The 16,532-nt window shown below is 55.0% G+C and carries 15 protein-coding genes and 1 pseudogene; 3 read left to right on the forward strand and 13 right to left on the reverse strand.

What is annotated here, in order from left to right:
- Positions 1 to 135: 135 nt before the first annotated feature.
- From C230_RS0107050 to C230_RS0107075, 6 genes are all read right to left on the reverse strand, one after another.
- On the reverse strand, positions 136 to 1,215 hold the full coding sequence (locus C230_RS0107050) for a BMP family lipoprotein (RefSeq protein ID WP_018131326.1): 1,080 nt from the start codon (positions 1,213 to 1,215) through the stop codon (positions 136 to 138).
- Between the two features lie 252 nt (positions 1,216 to 1,467).
- Positions 1,468 to 2,424 carry a nucleoside hydrolase gene (locus C230_RS0107055; protein ID WP_018131327.1) on the reverse strand — a complete coding sequence of 319 codons (957 nt, stop codon included), beginning with the start codon at positions 2,422 to 2,424 and terminating at the stop codon, positions 1,468 to 1,470.
- A gap of 2 nt (positions 2,425 to 2,426) precedes the next feature.
- Entirely contained in the window at positions 2,427 to 3,407 is a 981-nt protein-coding gene (rbsK, locus tag C230_RS0107060; protein WP_083910487.1) for a ribokinase, read from the reverse strand.
- Positions 3,404 to 4,408, reverse strand: coding sequence for a LacI family DNA-binding transcriptional regulator (locus C230_RS0107065; protein WP_018131329.1), 1,005 nt, complete (start codon positions 4,406 to 4,408; stop codon positions 3,404 to 3,406). Before C230_RS0107065 ends, rbsK begins: the two co-directional genes overlap by 4 nt.
- Positions 4,409 to 4,583: 175 nt before the next feature.
- Complete coding sequence (locus tag C230_RS0107070) at positions 4,584 to 5,375, reverse strand: ABC transporter ATP-binding protein (protein ID WP_018131330.1); 792 nt, start codon at positions 5,373 to 5,375, stop codon at positions 4,584 to 4,586.
- A 132-nt stretch (positions 5,376 to 5,507) separates the two neighbouring features.
- On the reverse strand, positions 5,508 to 7,025 hold the full coding sequence (locus C230_RS0107075; protein ID WP_018131331.1) for a carboxypeptidase M32: 1,518 nt from the start codon (positions 7,023 to 7,025) through the stop codon (positions 5,508 to 5,510).
- 174 nt (positions 7,026 to 7,199) lie between these two features.
- Between C230_RS0107075 and C230_RS21280 the strand changes: the two genes are divergently transcribed.
- Both C230_RS21280 and C230_RS0107085 read left to right on the forward strand, forming a co-directional pair.
- Entirely contained in the window at positions 7,200 to 7,649 is a 450-nt protein-coding gene (locus tag C230_RS21280; protein ID WP_018131332.1) for a YlbF family regulator, read from the forward strand.
- A 187-nt stretch (positions 7,650 to 7,836) separates the two neighbouring features.
- Positions 7,837 to 8,451 (forward strand): TVP38/TMEM64 family protein, encoded by a 615-nt coding sequence (locus C230_RS0107085; protein WP_018131333.1) that lies wholly within the window; start codon positions 7,837 to 7,839, stop codon positions 8,449 to 8,451.
- Positions 8,452 to 8,660: 209 nt separating this feature from the next.
- Here C230_RS0107085 and C230_RS0107095 read toward each other — a convergent pair whose 3' ends face one another.
- The 5 genes from C230_RS0107095 to coxB form a co-directional block, all read right to left on the reverse strand.
- Entirely contained in the window at positions 8,661 to 9,293 is a 633-nt protein-coding gene (locus C230_RS0107095) for a hypothetical protein (RefSeq protein WP_018131335.1), read from the reverse strand.
- A gap of 31 nt (positions 9,294 to 9,324) precedes the next feature.
- The gene (gene cyoE / locus C230_RS0107100; protein WP_018131336.1) at positions 9,325 to 10,287 is read right to left on the reverse strand and encodes a heme o synthase; all 963 of its coding nucleotides are present in this window, start codon (positions 10,285 to 10,287) and stop codon (positions 9,325 to 9,327) included.
- Positions 10,288 to 10,299: 12 nt separating this feature from the next.
- The gene (locus tag C230_RS0107105) at positions 10,300 to 11,253 is read right to left on the reverse strand and encodes a COX15/CtaA family protein (protein ID WP_018131337.1); all 954 of its coding nucleotides are present in this window, start codon (positions 11,251 to 11,253) and stop codon (positions 10,300 to 10,302) included.
- A gap of 101 nt (positions 11,254 to 11,354) precedes the next feature.
- The gene (ctaD, locus tag C230_RS0107110; protein ID WP_018131338.1) at positions 11,355 to 13,004 is read right to left on the reverse strand and encodes a cytochrome c oxidase subunit I; all 1,650 of its coding nucleotides are present in this window, start codon (positions 13,002 to 13,004) and stop codon (positions 11,355 to 11,357) included.
- Between the two features lie 33 nt (positions 13,005 to 13,037).
- A complete protein-coding gene (gene coxB, locus C230_RS0107115; protein ID WP_018131339.1) occupies positions 13,038 to 13,964 on the reverse strand; it encodes a cytochrome c oxidase subunit II in 927 nt (308 codons plus the stop codon).
- A 294-nt stretch (positions 13,965 to 14,258) separates the two neighbouring features.
- Between coxB and C230_RS23865 the strand changes: the two are divergent.
- A pseudogene (locus tag C230_RS23865) lies at positions 14,259 to 14,415 on the forward strand (class I SAM-dependent RNA methyltransferase); the annotation flags it as partial.
- A gap of 162 nt (positions 14,416 to 14,577) precedes the next feature.
- Here the strand turns inward: C230_RS23865 and C230_RS0107125 are convergent.
- Together C230_RS0107125 and C230_RS0107130 are read right to left on the reverse strand one after the other, a co-directional pair.
- Positions 14,578 to 15,333 (reverse strand): metallophosphoesterase family protein, encoded by a 756-nt coding sequence (locus C230_RS0107125; RefSeq protein ID WP_018131341.1) that lies wholly within the window; start codon positions 15,331 to 15,333, stop codon positions 14,578 to 14,580.
- A gap of 30 nt (positions 15,334 to 15,363) precedes the next feature.
- Positions 15,364 to 16,437 (reverse strand): HAD family hydrolase, encoded by a 1,074-nt coding sequence (locus C230_RS0107130; RefSeq protein WP_018131342.1) that lies wholly within the window; start codon positions 16,435 to 16,437, stop codon positions 15,364 to 15,366.
- Positions 16,438 to 16,532 lie beyond the last annotated feature (95 nt).

The following is a 16,532-nucleotide window of genomic DNA, read 5'->3' on the forward strand; positions in this document are numbered from 1 at the left end:
CGCTGTTCCTGACACCAGAAAAAAGGCGAGCGTGACAACTCGCCTTTCCAAATCCAGTTATGGGTTCCGCAAAAGCGATCGGGGATTGGCCGAAGCGCATTCCGTCGCTTTCGCGGAACGAAAGGGCGCCGCCAGTTACTTCTTGAACGTAGCCTTGAACTGCTCAAATTCGGCCGCCGTCCCCGGCGCTTTGATCTTGCCTTCAATCAGCTGCTTTTTGTAATCCTCCACTTTTGCAACCACGTCAGCCGGCGTATTTTTGCTGGTGGTGGGCGCATAGCCGACCCCGTCCTCTTTCAGGCCGAGTTCGACTTGTTTGCCGCCGTTCCAAATACCGTTTGCCAGATCCTTCGACACGCTGTAGACCGCGTTGTCCACCCGCTTGATCATCGAGCTGAGCGTATTGTCAGGCGCCAGATACGACTGGTCGCGGTCGACGCCGATCACCCAGAATCCTTTGCCGCGTTCTTTCGCTTCTGAAAATACGCCGTCACCCGTTGCGCCAGCCGCGTGGAAAATCACGTCCACCCCGCTTTGATACATCGCGCCAGCCTGCACTTTCCCCTTCGAAGCATCGTTAAACGCACCCACGTAAGCGGTGACCACCTGCGCGTTCGGATTGACCGCGTGAACGCCGGCACGGAAACCGTACTCGAATTTTTCGATCAGTGGCACCTTGATCCCGCCGATAAACCCGACTTTGTTCGATTTCGTCATCGAACCTGCGATCACGCCCATCAAGAACGATCCTTCCTGTTCTTTGAACGTAACCGCGGTCACGTTAGACGGGATATTGCCGTCCAGGTTGGAGTCGACGATCGCCAGCTTGGTATTCGGATTTTCGGCTGCCACCCGCTTGAGGTCTTCCGCCATCAGGTAGCCGATCGCCCAGGTGAGATCCCATTTGTCTTTGACGAAACCGTTGAGGTTCGGCACATAATCCTCTTTTTTCTTGGATTCGGCATATTGCACCTTCAGGCCCAAATCCTTTTCCAACCGCTTCATACCTTCCCAGGCGGACTGGTTAAACGAGTTGTCGTTCACCCCGCCCGTATCGGTCACCATCGCCACCCGAATCTTTTGTTTGACTTGTTCGCCCGCGCCTGCGTCGGGAGCCCCTTCCTTCTTTTTGGAAGCGGCGCCGCAGCCTGCAAGCACGAGGGAAGCGGAAAGCGTTCCCGCCAACAGTACTTTTGCGATCGTTCTGGTTTTCATCCGTCTTTCCTCACCTTCGCATCAATTTTCGACAAGCTCTGGTAACACAACAAACCATTTTACAAAACTTGTGTCAGAGTCGCCAGTCTTTACGGTTTCCAAATACGCAGTACGGATCTCTTTCCTGTTACTATTCCACACACATGGAAAAATTTATCCACGCCCGCCAGTTCCATAAATGCTCGACAGGCTCTGTTTCACCCCCTCAACGCGCGGCAGCTTAACGCCCGTCTGCACTCCTGCCGCCCCCTTTTAGCGTACGGCAACCTGATCGGCCTTGCAGTCAGACTTGCATACCCGCTGTAAAAAATGGGACACAAACCGCTCAACATCGACTTCAAGGCAAACTTCCATGTTTGGTTCTGCCTGATGAACCTGCACGGTTCTGCCTTTGGAAACCTCGCCTTCCAGGTCAACCCGCACGTGCATGGGGACACACTTGACAAAAGAAGGATCGATCACGACACCTACAGCCAGCGGGTCATGCAGGGCGCACCCGCCCAGAGAAGGGTCAAATTGATGGTAGGCGTCGATATAATAATCGCAAATGTCCGCGAGGAAGCGGCTGAAAGGCGTGTTCAGGGCTCGCCAGTCCTGCACGTGCGTTCTGGTCAAAAGGGTCTGCATCGTGACGTCAAGTCCCACCAGCGTGATCGGGATCCCCGATTGAAAGACCAGGGATGCCGCTTCCGGATCTGCATAAATATTGGCCTCCGCATAAGGGGTTACATTCCCCGGAACCGTAACCGCGCCTCCCATAATCACAACGCGCTCTACCAAATCTACAATCGCAGGATCCTTTTGAATCGCCAACGCCAAGTTGGTTTGGCTGCCGACAGTAATCAATGTGACCCGATTCGGATATTCCCTGACTGTTGACACGATAAACTCGGCTGCCTGCTGGGACCGGGCGGTTCTCCGGGGCGACGGCAGGCTGGTATTGCCCAATCCGTTTTGACCGTGGATTCGTCTGCCCGCTTCATTCACGTGTTCACGGGCGAACGGCTTGTCCGCCCCCGGAACAACCGGGATCTCCTCAGCTTCCAGAATGTCGAGCACCTGCAGTGTATTGCGGGTTGCTTCTTCCACCGAAACGTTCCCATAGCAGGTCGTAATGCCAAGCAATCGCAATTCGGGGGACTGTACCGCATAGGCAATGGCAAGGGCATCATCAATCCCCGTATCCACATCCAAAATGACGTATTTCACTCTCATCTCTCCCTGGATAAGATCGGACCTTGCATGTCTCCGTCTGGTCTGTCAGAAAGCCCGAGGCTCGACCAATCATACGCCGCAACCTCCCCATAGGTGGGCATTCCCGTCTGCGCGCCAAATTTTGTAACCGCAAGTGCGGAAACTTTGCTGGCAAACGTTACGGCGTCAACGATCTCACTGCCTGCGGCCAAGGCATATGCCAGTCCTGCATTAAAGGCGTCTCCGGCGCCGGTGGTATCTACAACGGGAACTTTATACGCCGGAACAATCGTGATTTTCCCTTCCCGCTGCAGATATGCCGAACCTTCCGATCCCAGAGTGGCAATTACATGCCGCGGCCCCATCCCCCTTACCCATTCCATCGCCTTCTCCAGTTCGAATGCTTCCGGATCGAGTCCCGCCAGCAGCACGAGTTCCGAACGGTTCGGGGTAATATAATCCACATTCTGCAGCAAAGCGGTCGGCAGCCGCTGTGCAGGAGCCGGATTGAGGATCACGGTTTTGCCGAATCGCTTGGCTGTCTCGGCAGCGATGCACACGGTTTCCAGAGGAATCTCCAGTTGAAGCAAAACCACATCGGCCCCGGCAAACAGTTCCGCGTGTTGAAGGATATCTGTCGGCAGACAATGGGCATTTGCTCCCGGAACGACTACAATTTGGTTATCCCCGTGCGCCAACAGGATGGAAGCAATCCCTGTAGAGACTCCGCTCACGGCCTTGACTCCGTGCGTATCCACTCCGTTGCGGGTCAGGGAACCCACCAGATTTGCGCCGAAGTGATCCGTTCCGACAGCACCGATCATGGTTGTCCGGGCGCCGAGCCTGGCGGCTGCCACCGCTTGATTTGCCCCTTTGCCCCCGGGAATAAAATGGACATGTTTGCCCATCACCGTCTCCCCCTGGCGGGGAGCTCGGTCCGCTTCGATCACGACATCCATATTTAAACTTCCTACAACCAGGATATGGGGTTGTCTCATGATCGGGTCTCCCTTTGTGTGGATTTTCTCGGGATCAAGGTTACATCCAGCTCATGAATCCGGTTTTCTGCAACCGCACCTTCGATTTTCTTGATGAGCAATTCGGCAGCCAGCGCCCCCATTTCATATATGGGCTGCGCTATGGTGGTTAATTCGGGCTCTGTCATCTCAGCCAGAGAGATTCCGTCAAATCCGCACACAGCCACCTGTTCGGGAACCTGAATGCCCAGCCTCAGCAATGCCTTTAATGCTCCTATCGCCATGAGATCGTTTCCAACGAATATTCCATCGAGATCCGGATGTCTTTCCATCAATGCTTCTGCCGCCCTCATTCCACCATCCAACCGGAAATCTCCAGGTTCCATCAGAGTCGGTGTATACCAGTGGAAATCCTTCACGGACTGTTCGTAGCCCAGCAGTCGATCCCTGGCAGGAATAACATCCTGCGGACCGTAAATATGGGCAACTTTTTGGCAACCAACTTCCAACAAATGGCGAACCGCCATGCTTGCCCCTTCAAAATTTTTCGAACGAACGACGCTGCACTCCAGATCGGCACGTGCCCGATCCAGAACGACGAACGGGATATTGTGCTGCTTCATTCGCTTCACATCATCAGGCCGAAGCGTATGCGAAGCAAAAACGATCCCGTCAATATACCTGTTTAATAAAATGTCGATATAGGACTGTTCTTTTTCGCCCTCACAATCGGAGTTGCAAAAAATCACTGTGTACCCGTTGGTACGGGCCACATCTTCCACTGCTCTGGCCATTTCGGGAAAAAAAGGATTGGAAATGTCGGGCAGAATCAAAGCAATGGTGCCCGTCCGTTTCCCCGCCAGTCCCCGAGCGACCGCATTCGGCTCATACTGTAATGTTTCAATCGCCCGCGTGACCTTTCGTTTCGTTTCGTCATTTACGTATCCATTCCGATTCAGAACACGGGAAACGGTGGCTACTGAAACCCCTGCCAACTTCGCTACATCTCTGATGGTTGCCACGTGAACCTTCCCCTGACTATGTAACCGGTTACACATAGCAGCCCCCCAACCCTAACAATTGAGCGAGTTCCCATATATAGAACTGGATGTGTAACCGCTTACAGGTTTCGCTAAAATTCTACTGCCATATGTGCGGATTGTCAACGGAAAAATGGAAGGCATGGTGTTCCCCGAATCACCATGCCCGATTCTTGCCAATTTTGATCCACGGCCGTTCTTCCGCCCATTCGACAGTGACCGGCAAACCAAACGCCCGCTGCAGATTGTCAGACGTCAGCACGTCCCGTTTCAAGCCGGCCGCCACCACTTCGCCCTCCCGCAGCAGTAGCACATGCGTAAAAATCGGCAAGATCTCCTCGATATGATGGGTGACATAGAGTATGGCGGGCGTATCGGCGGCGCTCCCCATTTTCGAAATCTCCGAAAGCAATTGTTCCCGTGCCCGAATATCCAGTCCGAAACATGGTTCGTCAAGAATCAGCAGCTTCGGTTCCGCCATCAGTGCACGGGCCAGCAGCACCTTCTGTTTCTCCCCTTGCGACAAGGTGCCGTAGTGCGCTGTGGCCAAACGGGAACACCCCAATCGGGTCAGCAGCTGCAGGGCCCGTTCCCGGTCTGACTTATCGATCGCTTGCCAGATTCCAATCGATGCAAACTTGCCGCTGATTACCACATCGATCGCGCGGTCGGACGGGTAGATCTCATCCCGCAGTGCAGAACTGACCCAGCCGATCGACTTGCGCACCTGCTGGATTTCACATTCGCCGTACGTGTTCCCCAACACGCGGATCTTGCCCCGGGTTGGCCATTCGTAGCCGGTCACCATTTTCAACAGCGATGTTTTGCCGGAACCGTTCAGCCCGATGATCGTCCAATGTTCTCCCGCTCCCACCTGCCAGTTGATGTGCTTGAGGATCTGCTTGTCCCCGCGCACCCACGACATATCCTGCACTTCAATCACACTCATCCCGTTCTCCACCTCCACTCAAAAAAGCGGGCAGATCCCACCAGCTTCAGATGCATGCCGAAAAGCGCGGGAATCCTGCTCTTCCCGCAACCTGCGAAGGATGCGGCGGTTCTCCTGATCGTTTGTTGTGGCTCAGAGTTCGTACACCGACTGGTACTTCTCTTGCAAATAGTTCACCAGGTAACGCACGTCGATCGATTCACCTGTTGCCTGCACGAGGATTTCCCTCGGTTCCAGCAGCTTGCCATGTTTGTGGATGTTGTCGCGCAGCCACTGCTTGATGACGCTAAACTCCCCGCGTTTCACCGCTTCCTTGTAGTCCGGCAGATCGCGCCGCAAAGCCGCTTCAAACTGCGCGGCATAGATATTGCCCAGCGAATAGGAGGGAAAATACCCGAACAGTCCGGCCGACCAATGCACATCCTGCATTACCCCGTCCGCATCGTTGGGCGCCTCGACGCCCAGGTACTCCCGCATTTTTTCGTTCCACGCGACGGGCAGCTCGGAAACGCTCAAGTCGCCGCAGATCAACGCTTTTTCCAGATCGTAGCGCAGCATGATGTGCAGGTTGTAGGTAAGTTCGTCCGCTTCCACCCGGATGAGGGACGGTTCGACCTGGTTGACCGCCCGATAGAAATCGTCGACCGACACGCCCTGCAACGGTTCCGGGAAAAACGCCGTCAGGTCATGGTAGAAATAGCGCCAAAACTCGCGGCTGCGGCCGATCATATTTTCCCAGAAGCGGGATTGCGATTCGTGGATTCCCATCGAAGCTCCATCGCACAGCGGAGTGCCAATCAGATCGGGCGAAATGTTTTGTTCGTACATCGCGTGCCCGGCTTCATGGATCGCCCCGAAAATCGCCGTCCGGAAATCGTTCTCCTGAAAGCGCGTGGTCACACGCACATCGCCCGGATTGAGCCCGGTCGCAAACGGATGGGCGCTTTCGTCCAAGCGGCCCGCCTCAAAATCATAGCCGATTTTTTGCAGGACATGTTCACTGAACCGGCGTTGGTCGACCGTCGGGAACCGCTTCTGAAAAAACGAGGTGTCCGTCGCCCGTCCCCGCTCCCGAATCGCATGCAGCAATTCGATCGACTTGCCCCGCAGGTCGGCAAACAGGGGATCGAGGATGTCGACCGTAATGCCTGGTTCATAGTGATCCAGCAGCGCGTTGTATTTGTGCCCCTGGTACCCCCAAATCTCGATAAAGCGGTCCAGATACTCGAGGATTTTTTCCAGATACGGGCGGAAGGACGCAAAATCGTTCTGATTTCGGGCCGTTTCCCAGACGGTTTCCGACTTTGAAACAAGCACCACATATTCCTGGTACAGTTCCGCCGGGATCCGCTGGCTGCGCTCATATTCCTTTTTGCATTCGCGAACGACGCCGCGCGTGATCGGATCCAACTGCTCGTATGTATCCGGTTCCGACAAGCGATCCAAAAATTCTTTCATTTCCGCCGACACGCCCATCTTGAACAGATCGGCAGACAGGGTGCCGATTACTTCCGAACGCTGCTCCTGCCCTTTTTTCGGCGCGCCCGTCCGCAGGTCCCACGCCAATAAACCGATTGCCTCCGTGTAATCCTTCATGCGCCGGGTGTACCGGCGAAATTCCTCGACTACGGTCTGCAAATCCTTAGCCATCGAGCTTCCCCCTATCCGTGTTGGTAAGCACTGCTAACGAGATGATACCATATCGTGTTTCCTCGCAGCATCTGTTCCCTAAACAAAGGAAATATCGTTCGTCCGGTTTTTCGGTTATAATGACATTATGTCGTTTCACTTGCAAGCTGATTGTCAAAAAGGAGGTGCCTGCAGATGAAGGATCTTGCAAGTCCCGATGCTCTCGAACACCGAACCCGGATCTTGCAGAAAGCGGAAGAACTGGTCCATTTGATTCAGTCAACCGAAACGTTCGTCCGTTTTCAGCAAGCCGAGGATAAAATAAACCGTCACCCTGACGCGCAAGCGCTGCTGTTTGTTGCAAAAGCGAAGCGTAACGCCTATTCCCGGACTTCGCTGCGGTTTGGCTACGACCACCCGACTGCCGTCAAGGCCAAGCAGGAATACGATGAAGTATTGCGGCAAATCGCCGAGATCCCGCTGATGGAGCAGTACAAAGCGTATCAGGAAGAACTGAACGAACTGATGCAGGGCATCACTCGCACCATCATCAATACGCTGGCGCCGGATGTTCCGGCCGAGATTTTCGAGGAAAAATCGGGCGGCTGCCGCAGCGGCGGCTGCGGTGGTTGCAGAAATCACTGATTGCAAAAAGGTTCCCTATTCGCCGGGAACCCTTTTCGTTTTACCAAATGTCCATCGACCTCGCAATTTTCATAGGTCCGTATCCGGCCACCCCCTTCTATTCCTCTATCAGACAGGGTATCATAAAAAAGAGTACTTTCGAAGCAAGCCTGGCAACTGCAGGATACAGCCAAAGCGAGGGTGAGATGTGAAGCGATACCTGACCATACTTCTGTTTCTGGCAATTGTGCTGCTGGGCTACTGGCAGCGGGAACTGTTTCTCGAGTGGATCCGGGCCGGCGGCATGATCTCCATCATCGTCAGCGTCTTGTTTGTGGCGATCATCGCCTTTTTTCCGGTTGTCCCGTTTGTCGTGGTGACGGGAGTGATCGGCAGCGTGTTCGGAACCTGGACCGGCACCGCCATTACGTTGTCCGGCGCTGTAATCGGCTCAATGCTGATGTTTTGGATGGCCCGCTACGGATTCCGCGATTGGGCGCAAAACTATATTCGGAAGTATCCGAAAGTGCAGGAATTTGAGAGGTATTTTGAAAAAAACGCGTTCCTCAGCATCCTGTTCGTCCGCCTCATTCCGGTTCTGCCATCGCAGGCGGTCAACATTTTGTCGGGTGTAAGCCTGGTGCCGGCGACGACGTTTTTCCTGGCGTCCGTGTTGGGCAAGCTCCCCTCCAATCTGGTCTTCAACCTGGCGGGAAGCAACTTCGCCCACAACAAGCTGACGTCGCTGCTGATCTATGCCGTCTATTTTCTGGCGATCACGGTGGCAGCGTTTCTGTTTTTGCATAAACGGCAGCTCCGGTAGGTAAAAAAAAAAAACGGTGGGCTTCCTTGCCGAGTGCAAGGCGACCCGCCGTTTTCCTTCGTCAATTTTGCTCAGCCGGCCGATTTTCCGACGGCTGTCTATTTTTTCGTTGTGATCGAGGACGAATACCAGAACACCAAGGCCAACAAACCGACAAAACCGAACAGTCCCAGAGCAAATCCAATCAAGCCCATCTGATATCCCTCCCGTTATTTCACAAGTTCTTTCAGCCGTGTTCCGCACCATTCCGCAAACTGGCCGACGGACACCACGTCGGTGATGATCATCACCGCGATACCTACGACCACGGCGTACATCCACACCGCCATCGCACCCGGCACCAAACGGCGCAGCACTTTGCCGTCTTTCGCATCGCCGTACCAACCGACAGCCGCGATGAGCGCAAGGCTTGTTAGCGTAATCAAAATCTGGAACGCGGTAATCGTCGCGTTGATTGTCGCGACCGCTTTACCGAGAGCGATATATTTCATCATCAGTTGAATCTGCAACACCAGATGGGTCGCGTAGAGGATCGCGCCAAAACCCATCGTGCCGAGGAACTTTTTGTAGCTGCCGTTGCGGAAGGAAACCCCCGCGATCAGCAGTACGACGCTTGTCACAATCAGGACCAACGTGCTGATATAGGAAAAGCTCTTGACGTCCGCCGGCAGTTCCACGCCGAATACATCCGGTCTCCAGCCGCGCAGATAGACGTTTGCCGCAACGAACGTAGCCAGGAAAAACGTATACGAGACCAAGCCCAGCCAAGCCGCCAACTGACCGTTGTCTTTCGCACCCGGACCCGGCTCCGGCATCGAAATGTGAGAATGTTGCGTAGCCAATGAAAGTCACTCCTTTCAATTCGATCACTGTCTAGTTCGCGCTCAGAATCATCATCACAAACAACGTCGTCATGTAGAGCAGCGAATAACGGAAGCTTTTCGTCGCCCATTGGATATCGTCTTTCGCGTAAAAAGCTTCCACCGAGATATAGAGATATCCGATCCCAAGGACAACTGCGGTGATCAGATAGCCCAATCCGACCGTTCCCAATCCGTAGAGGATGAACGTGACCGGTACCATCGCCGCCACATACCGCAAGGATTGCCGTTTGGTCACGTCAAATCCGTACAGGACGGGCAGCAGCGGGATTCCGGCCGCCCGGTAATCTTCCACGCGGCGCATCGCCAACGCCAGGAAGTGAGGCGGCTGCCAGAGGAACATAAAGGCAAAGATTGCCCACGCATTCGCATCCAGTGTGCCCGCCGCCGCCGCATATCCCATAATTGGCGGAATCGCACCGGAAACACCGCCGATCACCGTGCTGAGAGACGATGTCCGTTTCAACCACATCGTGTAGACGACCACATAGAAAAACAGGCCGATCAGTCCCAGCACCGCGGTCAACACATTGACAAACAGCAGCGCCGCCGTTCCGATTGCGGCCAGCGCCAAACCGAAAATCAGTACTTTTTTCGGCGTCAAAACACCGCGCGCGGTCGGCCGCTGACGCGTCCGTTCCATCTGCTGGTCGAGATCGCGGTCGATATAGTTGTTCAGGCTGGTTCCCGCCATGATCACCAGCGCCGTTCCGACCATCGCCAAAATCATCGTCACCACATCGAATGAAGCGGCCGGGTGGGCCTTGAGGAACGCCCGTGTGCCAAGCCAATAGCCGGCGAACACAGCAATCATGTTGCCCATTGTGATGCCCAGTTTTGTAACGGTCACATAATCGCGCCAGGTGCCCGTCCGGTTCACTTCGGAGAAGGGTCCCGGCTCCATGGCGCGGTTCGTCGTAGCTGTAGCAGCCGTATAAGATAACTGTTGTTCCACTCGTTTCCCCTCCTATCCGTTCGTTACAACCGTCCGGCCTTGCGCAATCCGATTGTTCTCATCGACCCATTCGGCGTACGTTTGCTCAAACTTGACACTTGCCGCAATCCAGGAACTGATCGCCAGCATCAGCGAGGCAACCGCCATATGGGCGGTGGTCGAAAACAATTCCAGCTTGGTGACAAGCGAGAAAAATCCGAGAAACGCCTGCACGCCCAGCAAGATCAGCAGCCCGATCGTTTGTCTGAAAAACGCTTTCTCTTTTCTCGCGTACACCAGCAGCCGGAAGAGCGCCATTACAACCAGAAACGACGCAAACATGTGCACATACATGACCACCTGGGCGGACTGGTACTGGCTGATCAACGCGTTCGCCAAAGGCTCCGTCGGGTACACATAGGTGTAGGACGCCTTGCTGTGCTTAAAAAATCCGCCGATCAACGTTTCCAAGTAGACGGCTGCCCAGGCGAACAGTGCCGGTTTCAAGAGAACTTGCAGCGAGCTCTTGCCGGATGTTTCACGCGCCGTCGATTCCGATTGCTGCGACTCGATTTTGCTGACGCGAACAGTCAGCACCACGAGCACCGAAAGTAACAGCATCGCGAATGCCATATCGATCGCCGTCAGGCCGGGTGGAAGTTTGTTGAGAACGTTCACTCCGCCCATCACTCCGACCAGCCCCAACAGAAGCACCGACAGGACCGACAGGATCCGCACAAGCCTGTCAAACCGATAGTTACGCCATAACACAATCGCGTTGGTTACAATCAGCATCCCGGTCAACGTGGTAAACGTCCGGTGCGCAAATTCGACCAGGATGATTCCTTGCAGCGGTGGAATCACATGGCCGTTGCACAACGGCCAGTCGGAACAGGCGAGACCGGCCTTGAATCCAACCACCAACACGCCGAGAATGATCAGGATATAGGTTGCCACCGTTGTGATCAGAGGCAGGCGGAATTTCATTCTCCCACCCTCCTTTCGCCGTGCCAGACAACGCATTTTCCGCGTTCCGCCGCTCGGCCGGCAGCGCCGTTTCAGACGCTGCGGCAACTGGCAGAGAAGCACTATGCTCTGATCGACTCCTCGTCGTCGAACCGGCGTTTTTCCTGTGCAGAGATGCCGAAGTTGTAAGGATATGAGGTAACAACCGGCACCTCATGGAAGTTGTGTTCAGGCGGCGGTGATGAAACCGTCCATTCGAGCGTTTGTGCGCCCCACGGGTTGGCTTCCGCTTTCGCGCCCTTAAACAGGGAATAGACGATGTTGACAAACACCAGCAAGGTTGCAGCGCTGGCGACAAACGACCCGACAGTCGAGATCTTGTTCATCAGCAGCAGGGCATCCGTGTGCGTATAATCGTACACACGGCGCTGCATGCCGAGATAACCGCTGATGTGCATCGGGAAGAACGTCAGGTTCGTGCCGATAAAGTAGATCCAGAACGTCCACTTTCCTAATTTTTCATTGTACATGCGGCCGGTCGCTTTCGGGAACCAGAAGAACAAGCCGGCAATGATCGCCATCATGGTTCCGCCGAACAGCACATAATGGAAGTGACCGACGACAAAGTAGCTGTCATGCAAGTGCAGATCCAGTGGAACTGCCGCCAGGAAAATACCGCCCAGCCCACCGATGGTGAACAGGAAGATAAATCCGAGCGTCGTGAACAGCATCGGCGTGGTATACCGAACCGCTCCCCGCCAGATGGTCGACAGCCAGTTAAAGATCTTGATCGCCGTCGGAACCGCAATGATCAACGAGGTGATCATGAACGGTATCCCGGCTTCCACCTGCATCCCTGCAGCGAACATATGGTGCGCCCACACCAGGAATCCGAGCAAACCGATCGCGACGGAAGAATAGGCGATCGCGTGATAACCGAAAATCGGCTTGCGCGCAAACACCGGAATGATCTCCGATACGATCCCCATCGCAGGGATGATCATCACGTATACGGCCGGGTGGGAATAGAACCAGAACAGGTGCTGGTAGAGCATCGGGTCCCCGCCCGCCGCCACATTGTAAAACACGGTGCCCAGGTGCCGGTCAAACAGCAAGGTTGTAACGGCACCCGCGAGCGCCGGAACACCAAACAACTGAATGAACGAAGTCACCAGCATGGCCCAAACGAACAGCGGCATCCGGTTCAATGTCATACCCGGAGCGCGCATGTTGAAAGTCGTCACAATCGTGTTGATTGCTCCAAGAATCGACGAAAGACCCAGAATATGAACGGAGGTCACCCACAGATCGAGCCCAATCCCCTTCGTTTCGATACTGTAAGGCGGATAGGCGGTCCAACCCACATCCGGCATGTTCCCCATGAGCGGGCTAATCATCAATATGATACCGCCCAAGAGGTACAGCCAGTAGCTCAGCGCATTCATGCGGGGGAACGCCATATCCTGTGCCCCGATCATGATCGGCACCAAATAGTTGGCAAACGCACCTGCCAGCATCGGGATGACGAACAGGAAGATCATGATCGTCCCGTGCATCGTGAAAAACTGGTTAAACGAGTCGGGCTTCAAGACGGTTCCTTCCGGCAACACCAGTTGCGTCCGAATCGCAACCGCGGCAAGACCGCCGAAAATCAGAAAGAACAGCGCGGTAACGGCATACATGATGCCAATTTTCTTGTGGTCAACTGTCAGAACCCAATCGCGCCAAAACGATTTTGGCCGAGCGGTTCCAGCAACTGCAGCAGTAGCCATCGACCCTCTTCACTCCTCTCGCGGTTTCAGTCGTTATTGCAGTGTCTTGATAAACTCGATGATCGACTTGATCTGCTTTTCATCCAGTTTGCCCTTGAAAGAAGGCATTGAGGGGCTGTATCCTTCCGGCACGTTCGCCGTCGGATCTTCGAGCACTTTCTTGATGAACTCGTCGTCCACCTTGACCGTGCTTCCGTTCGTCAACTTTTGCTGCGAACCATAGAGGCCTTTCCACGACGGACCAGCCGACTTGGAACCATCCGTCGAGTGGCAGGACAGGCAGTTCTGCATCGCCAGCTTCTGACCGGCTTGCGGTCCTTCTTCGGACGCTTTCTTCGCATCCGCCAGGAATTTTTCAAATTCGGGTTGCGGTTCCGTTTTCATCGTCGCCAGCATCTTCGTGTGCGCGGTACCGCAGTACTCCGCACAGATCACACGATATGTGCCAGGCTTGAGGGGGCCGAGCGGGATGATCGTTTGACGGCCCGGAACTGCGTCCTGCTTGATCCGCGCTTCCGGCAGCCAGAGGCTGTGAATCACGTCTGCCGAGGTGATCTTCAGCACCACGTTTTTGCCTTCCGGAATGCGCAGGTCATTGATCGTCGAAGCTCCGTTCGGGTATTTGAATTCCCAGGACCATTTGCGGCCGATCACTTCGATCTCGTAAGCATCGGCGGCACTCGCCTTCTGGATGTTGTAGGTCATCTGGGTACTGTAGATCCCCAAACCGACCAAGATCAGCGCAGGGATCAGCGTCCAGATGATCTCCAGCCGCGTATTGCCGTGCACAGCGAGACCTTCCTGATTGCGCTTGCTGCGTTTGTATTTCAGCAGGAAAAAAATGAGCAAGAATTCAACCAAGACAAAAACAACCAAGGCAATGCCGAAAATGAGAACGAACAGAGAGTCAGTCTGTTTCGCCAAAGAAGTGACAGACTCCGGCAGCCAATTTGTAGGCACGTTTCTCCCTCCTGTTTCTGATCCGAGATTCCTTCAACTGAATGAGTGATACATTCTGTCGTTTCCCAGGAAGCCGTTCCTCCTCTCAAGCCTCTATCTCCATCGGAGACGTATGTACGTCTCGCTGCATATGAATAGGACTGCAGTTTGCAAACTACATCCTATTTTACGATAATGGAAGTAGTTTTTCATCAAATTTTGCAGAAATCGTGCTCGGTAGTTTTTGCATGTTTTCAAGAATTTGTCACAATTTTTGGCGATGCTTCCTCTTCTAGAAAAATACCCCAGAATCGGATCGAATTAACTGCAACGGCCCCCCATGGGACTGGAGGCGGTTGTCGTCCGCGAAGTCAAACAACTCGGATATGAAGACGTCACGGTGGAAAACGGGAAAGTCACATTCACCGGCGATGAACTGGCGATCGCCCGCGCCAATCTTTGGCTGCGGTCGAGGTGGCGTTGCGAAACGATATCGCCAGGCTGACGATCGACACCAGCGGCACCGGTCTGCACAAACGCGGCTACCGCACCATCCCGGTGGAAGCCAATCGTGCTGGCGCCACTGGCAGGCACACCCGGTAGATGAATCCCGCCTACTCGGGCGGGACTTTTTCTACCGCTTATCTGTTTTTTGCGGCAAGGCAAACGGACTGACCGCCTGGCGGATCACCCGCGTCATCGTGTCCAGGTTCGGATAGCCGCCTTCCTCGAACTGGGCAACCACTCGCTCAATATCATACGGCACCCGTTCAATCGTCACCGAAAATCGGTCACCCTCCGCCTCCACGATCGCGTACGACGCTTTTGCCATTCCGTCGAACGGCAGTCCGACGCTGCCGATGTTCACAACACATTTGCCGTCAATATACCGCACGTACGGCAGATGGATATGGGCATACACATACAGACTGACGTCAGGCCGCTGCATCAGCTTCTGCCGCAGCAAATCCGGCGCAACATCTGGCAACACCACGTCAAACAAATTGTCCGGCGTCGCATGGAACGCGTGCAGCTTGATTGAATCGGACAGTTCGAGCTCCCATTCGGTCGGCAGTCCGCTCAGATACGCCAGATCGTCGTGGTCCAGCCGGTCGGCAGTCCACTCCCGTTCGCGGTTCATCATCTCCAGCATGGAGTCCGGGACTTCCCCTTGCTGCACTCCGCGAACGGTCCACACATCCGCGTTGCCTTTCACCACATCCGCATTCAGGCGGCGAACCAATTCAACCGCCCGTTTCGGCTCCGGTCCCCGGTAGGCGATGTCTCCCAGCACGATCAGCTTGTCCGCTTTTTTTGCTGCGATGTCGGCCAGGACTGCCTCCAACGCCACCGCATTCCCGTGAATATCGGACAAAAACGCCAGTCTCATTCTCATTCTCCTCCCGGCCTGCATCCGTCCTCAGACTTCGAACAGCTGGGCCAGATCCCGCACATCCCGCAAAATGTGATCCGCCCCGTGCGCCTCGAACATCCCGCGGGCCCGCTCTCCTTCGTGGCCTGTCAAAGTGGCCGCAAACGACACGCCGAGCGCCCGCGCCGCCAGCAGATCGGCCAGCGAATCCCCGACCACCAGCACATCCGGCCGGTTCAGCGGCAGCTTCTCCTGCAGCAGTTCGGCATGCGTTGGGCCAGCCCCGCGCAGCGCCCGCAAGTAAGAGAATGGATGCGGTTTTGCAAGCGGGGCGACAGACGTTTCCGCTTCCGCTTCCAAGACGGTACTGGCAGTAGCGATCCGCTCCTGCGGGATGTAGTTGAGAACTCCCAGCGCACCGAGCGGAATCATTGTCTCCTGGTGCGGCCGTCCGGTGGCGATTCCGAGCTGCACGCCGAGACCGGACAATTTCGCAAGCAGCGCCTGCAGTTCCGTGCCCGGCACGATCGGCTCCTCCCGCTCCAGATAGCCCGGCTTCTGCTTTCCGTCCCCCAGATAGAACTCCTGAAAAATTTGCCGTGTCTCCTCCCACAACCGGCTGGTCCGTCCGAACGCATCCGTTTCCACACCGAGCCATTCGCGGGCAAGCTGGTTCAAATAGCTGAGGAACTGATGCTTTTCCAATTCTCCGGGAAAATCGGCGGTAAAATCGGCAAACGCCGGCTGTACATCGACCTTCTCCCGAATCCCCGGAAAATCGGCCAAAACGATCCCCCGTTGGCACAGATCCTGCGCCCACTGCTTGTCTTCGGCACGGGCCAGATTTTTCAACAACGAATGGCACACCATCAGATACACCATGTCCCAATTGCTATTGACGCCACGGCCCTTAAGAAAATCGAGCACCTCGTCGTGCGGTCCGAGCACCTGCCGCCGGATCTCCGCCAGCCGCTCGCGGTTCGGGTCCGGCTCCTGCCGCGCACGCCCCAAAAACCGGTCGGTCACGATCAACTCGTGGACCGTCTGCGACGTAGCGTTAAAATATGTATCTTCCCCTAACATAACGCCATCGACATCAAACAACACAGTTGTGTAGCTCATTCCTGTCCTCCACTCCAAAAATTCTTTCTTTCCATCATACCCTGTTTTGGCGCGGGAGAAAATTTATTTTTTGCTGGCATAAAAAAATAGGGATT

Source organism: Effusibacillus pohliae DSM 22757, from assembly GCF_000376225.1.
GTDB lineage: Bacteria > Bacillota > Bacilli > Tumebacillales > Effusibacillaceae > Effusibacillus > Effusibacillus pohliae.

Coding starts and splice junctions, on each gene's coding strand:
- C230_RS0107050 (WP_018131326.1), bottom strand. CDS start 1,215: ATGAAAACCAGAACGATCGCAAAAGTACTGTTGGCGGGAACGCTTTCC.
- rbsK (WP_083910487.1), bottom strand. CDS start 3,407: ATGAGACAACCCCATATCCTGGTTGTAGGAAGTTTAAATATGGATGTC.
- C230_RS0107070 (WP_018131330.1), bottom strand. CDS start 5,375: ATGAGTGTGATTGAAGTGCAGGATATGTCGTGGGTGCGCGGGGACAAG.
- C230_RS0107075 (WP_018131331.1), bottom strand. CDS start 7,025: ATGGCTAAGGATTTGCAGACCGTAGTCGAGGAATTTCGCCGGTACACC.
- C230_RS21280 (WP_018131332.1), top strand. CDS start 7,200: ATGAAGGATCTTGCAAGTCCCGATGCTCTCGAACACCGAACCCGGATC.
- C230_RS0107105 (WP_018131337.1), bottom strand. CDS start 11,253: ATGAAATTCCGCCTGCCTCTGATCACAACGGTGGCAACCTATATCCTG.
- ctaD (WP_018131338.1), bottom strand. CDS start 13,004: ATGGCTACTGCTGCAGTTGCTGGAACCGCTCGGCCAAAATCGTTTTGG.
- C230_RS0107125 (WP_018131341.1), bottom strand. CDS start 15,333: ATGAGACTGGCGTTTTTGTCCGATATTCACGGGAATGCGGTGGCGTTG.
- C230_RS0107130 (WP_018131342.1), bottom strand. CDS start 16,437: ATGAGCTACACAACTGTGTTGTTTGATGTCGATGGCGTTATGTTAGGG.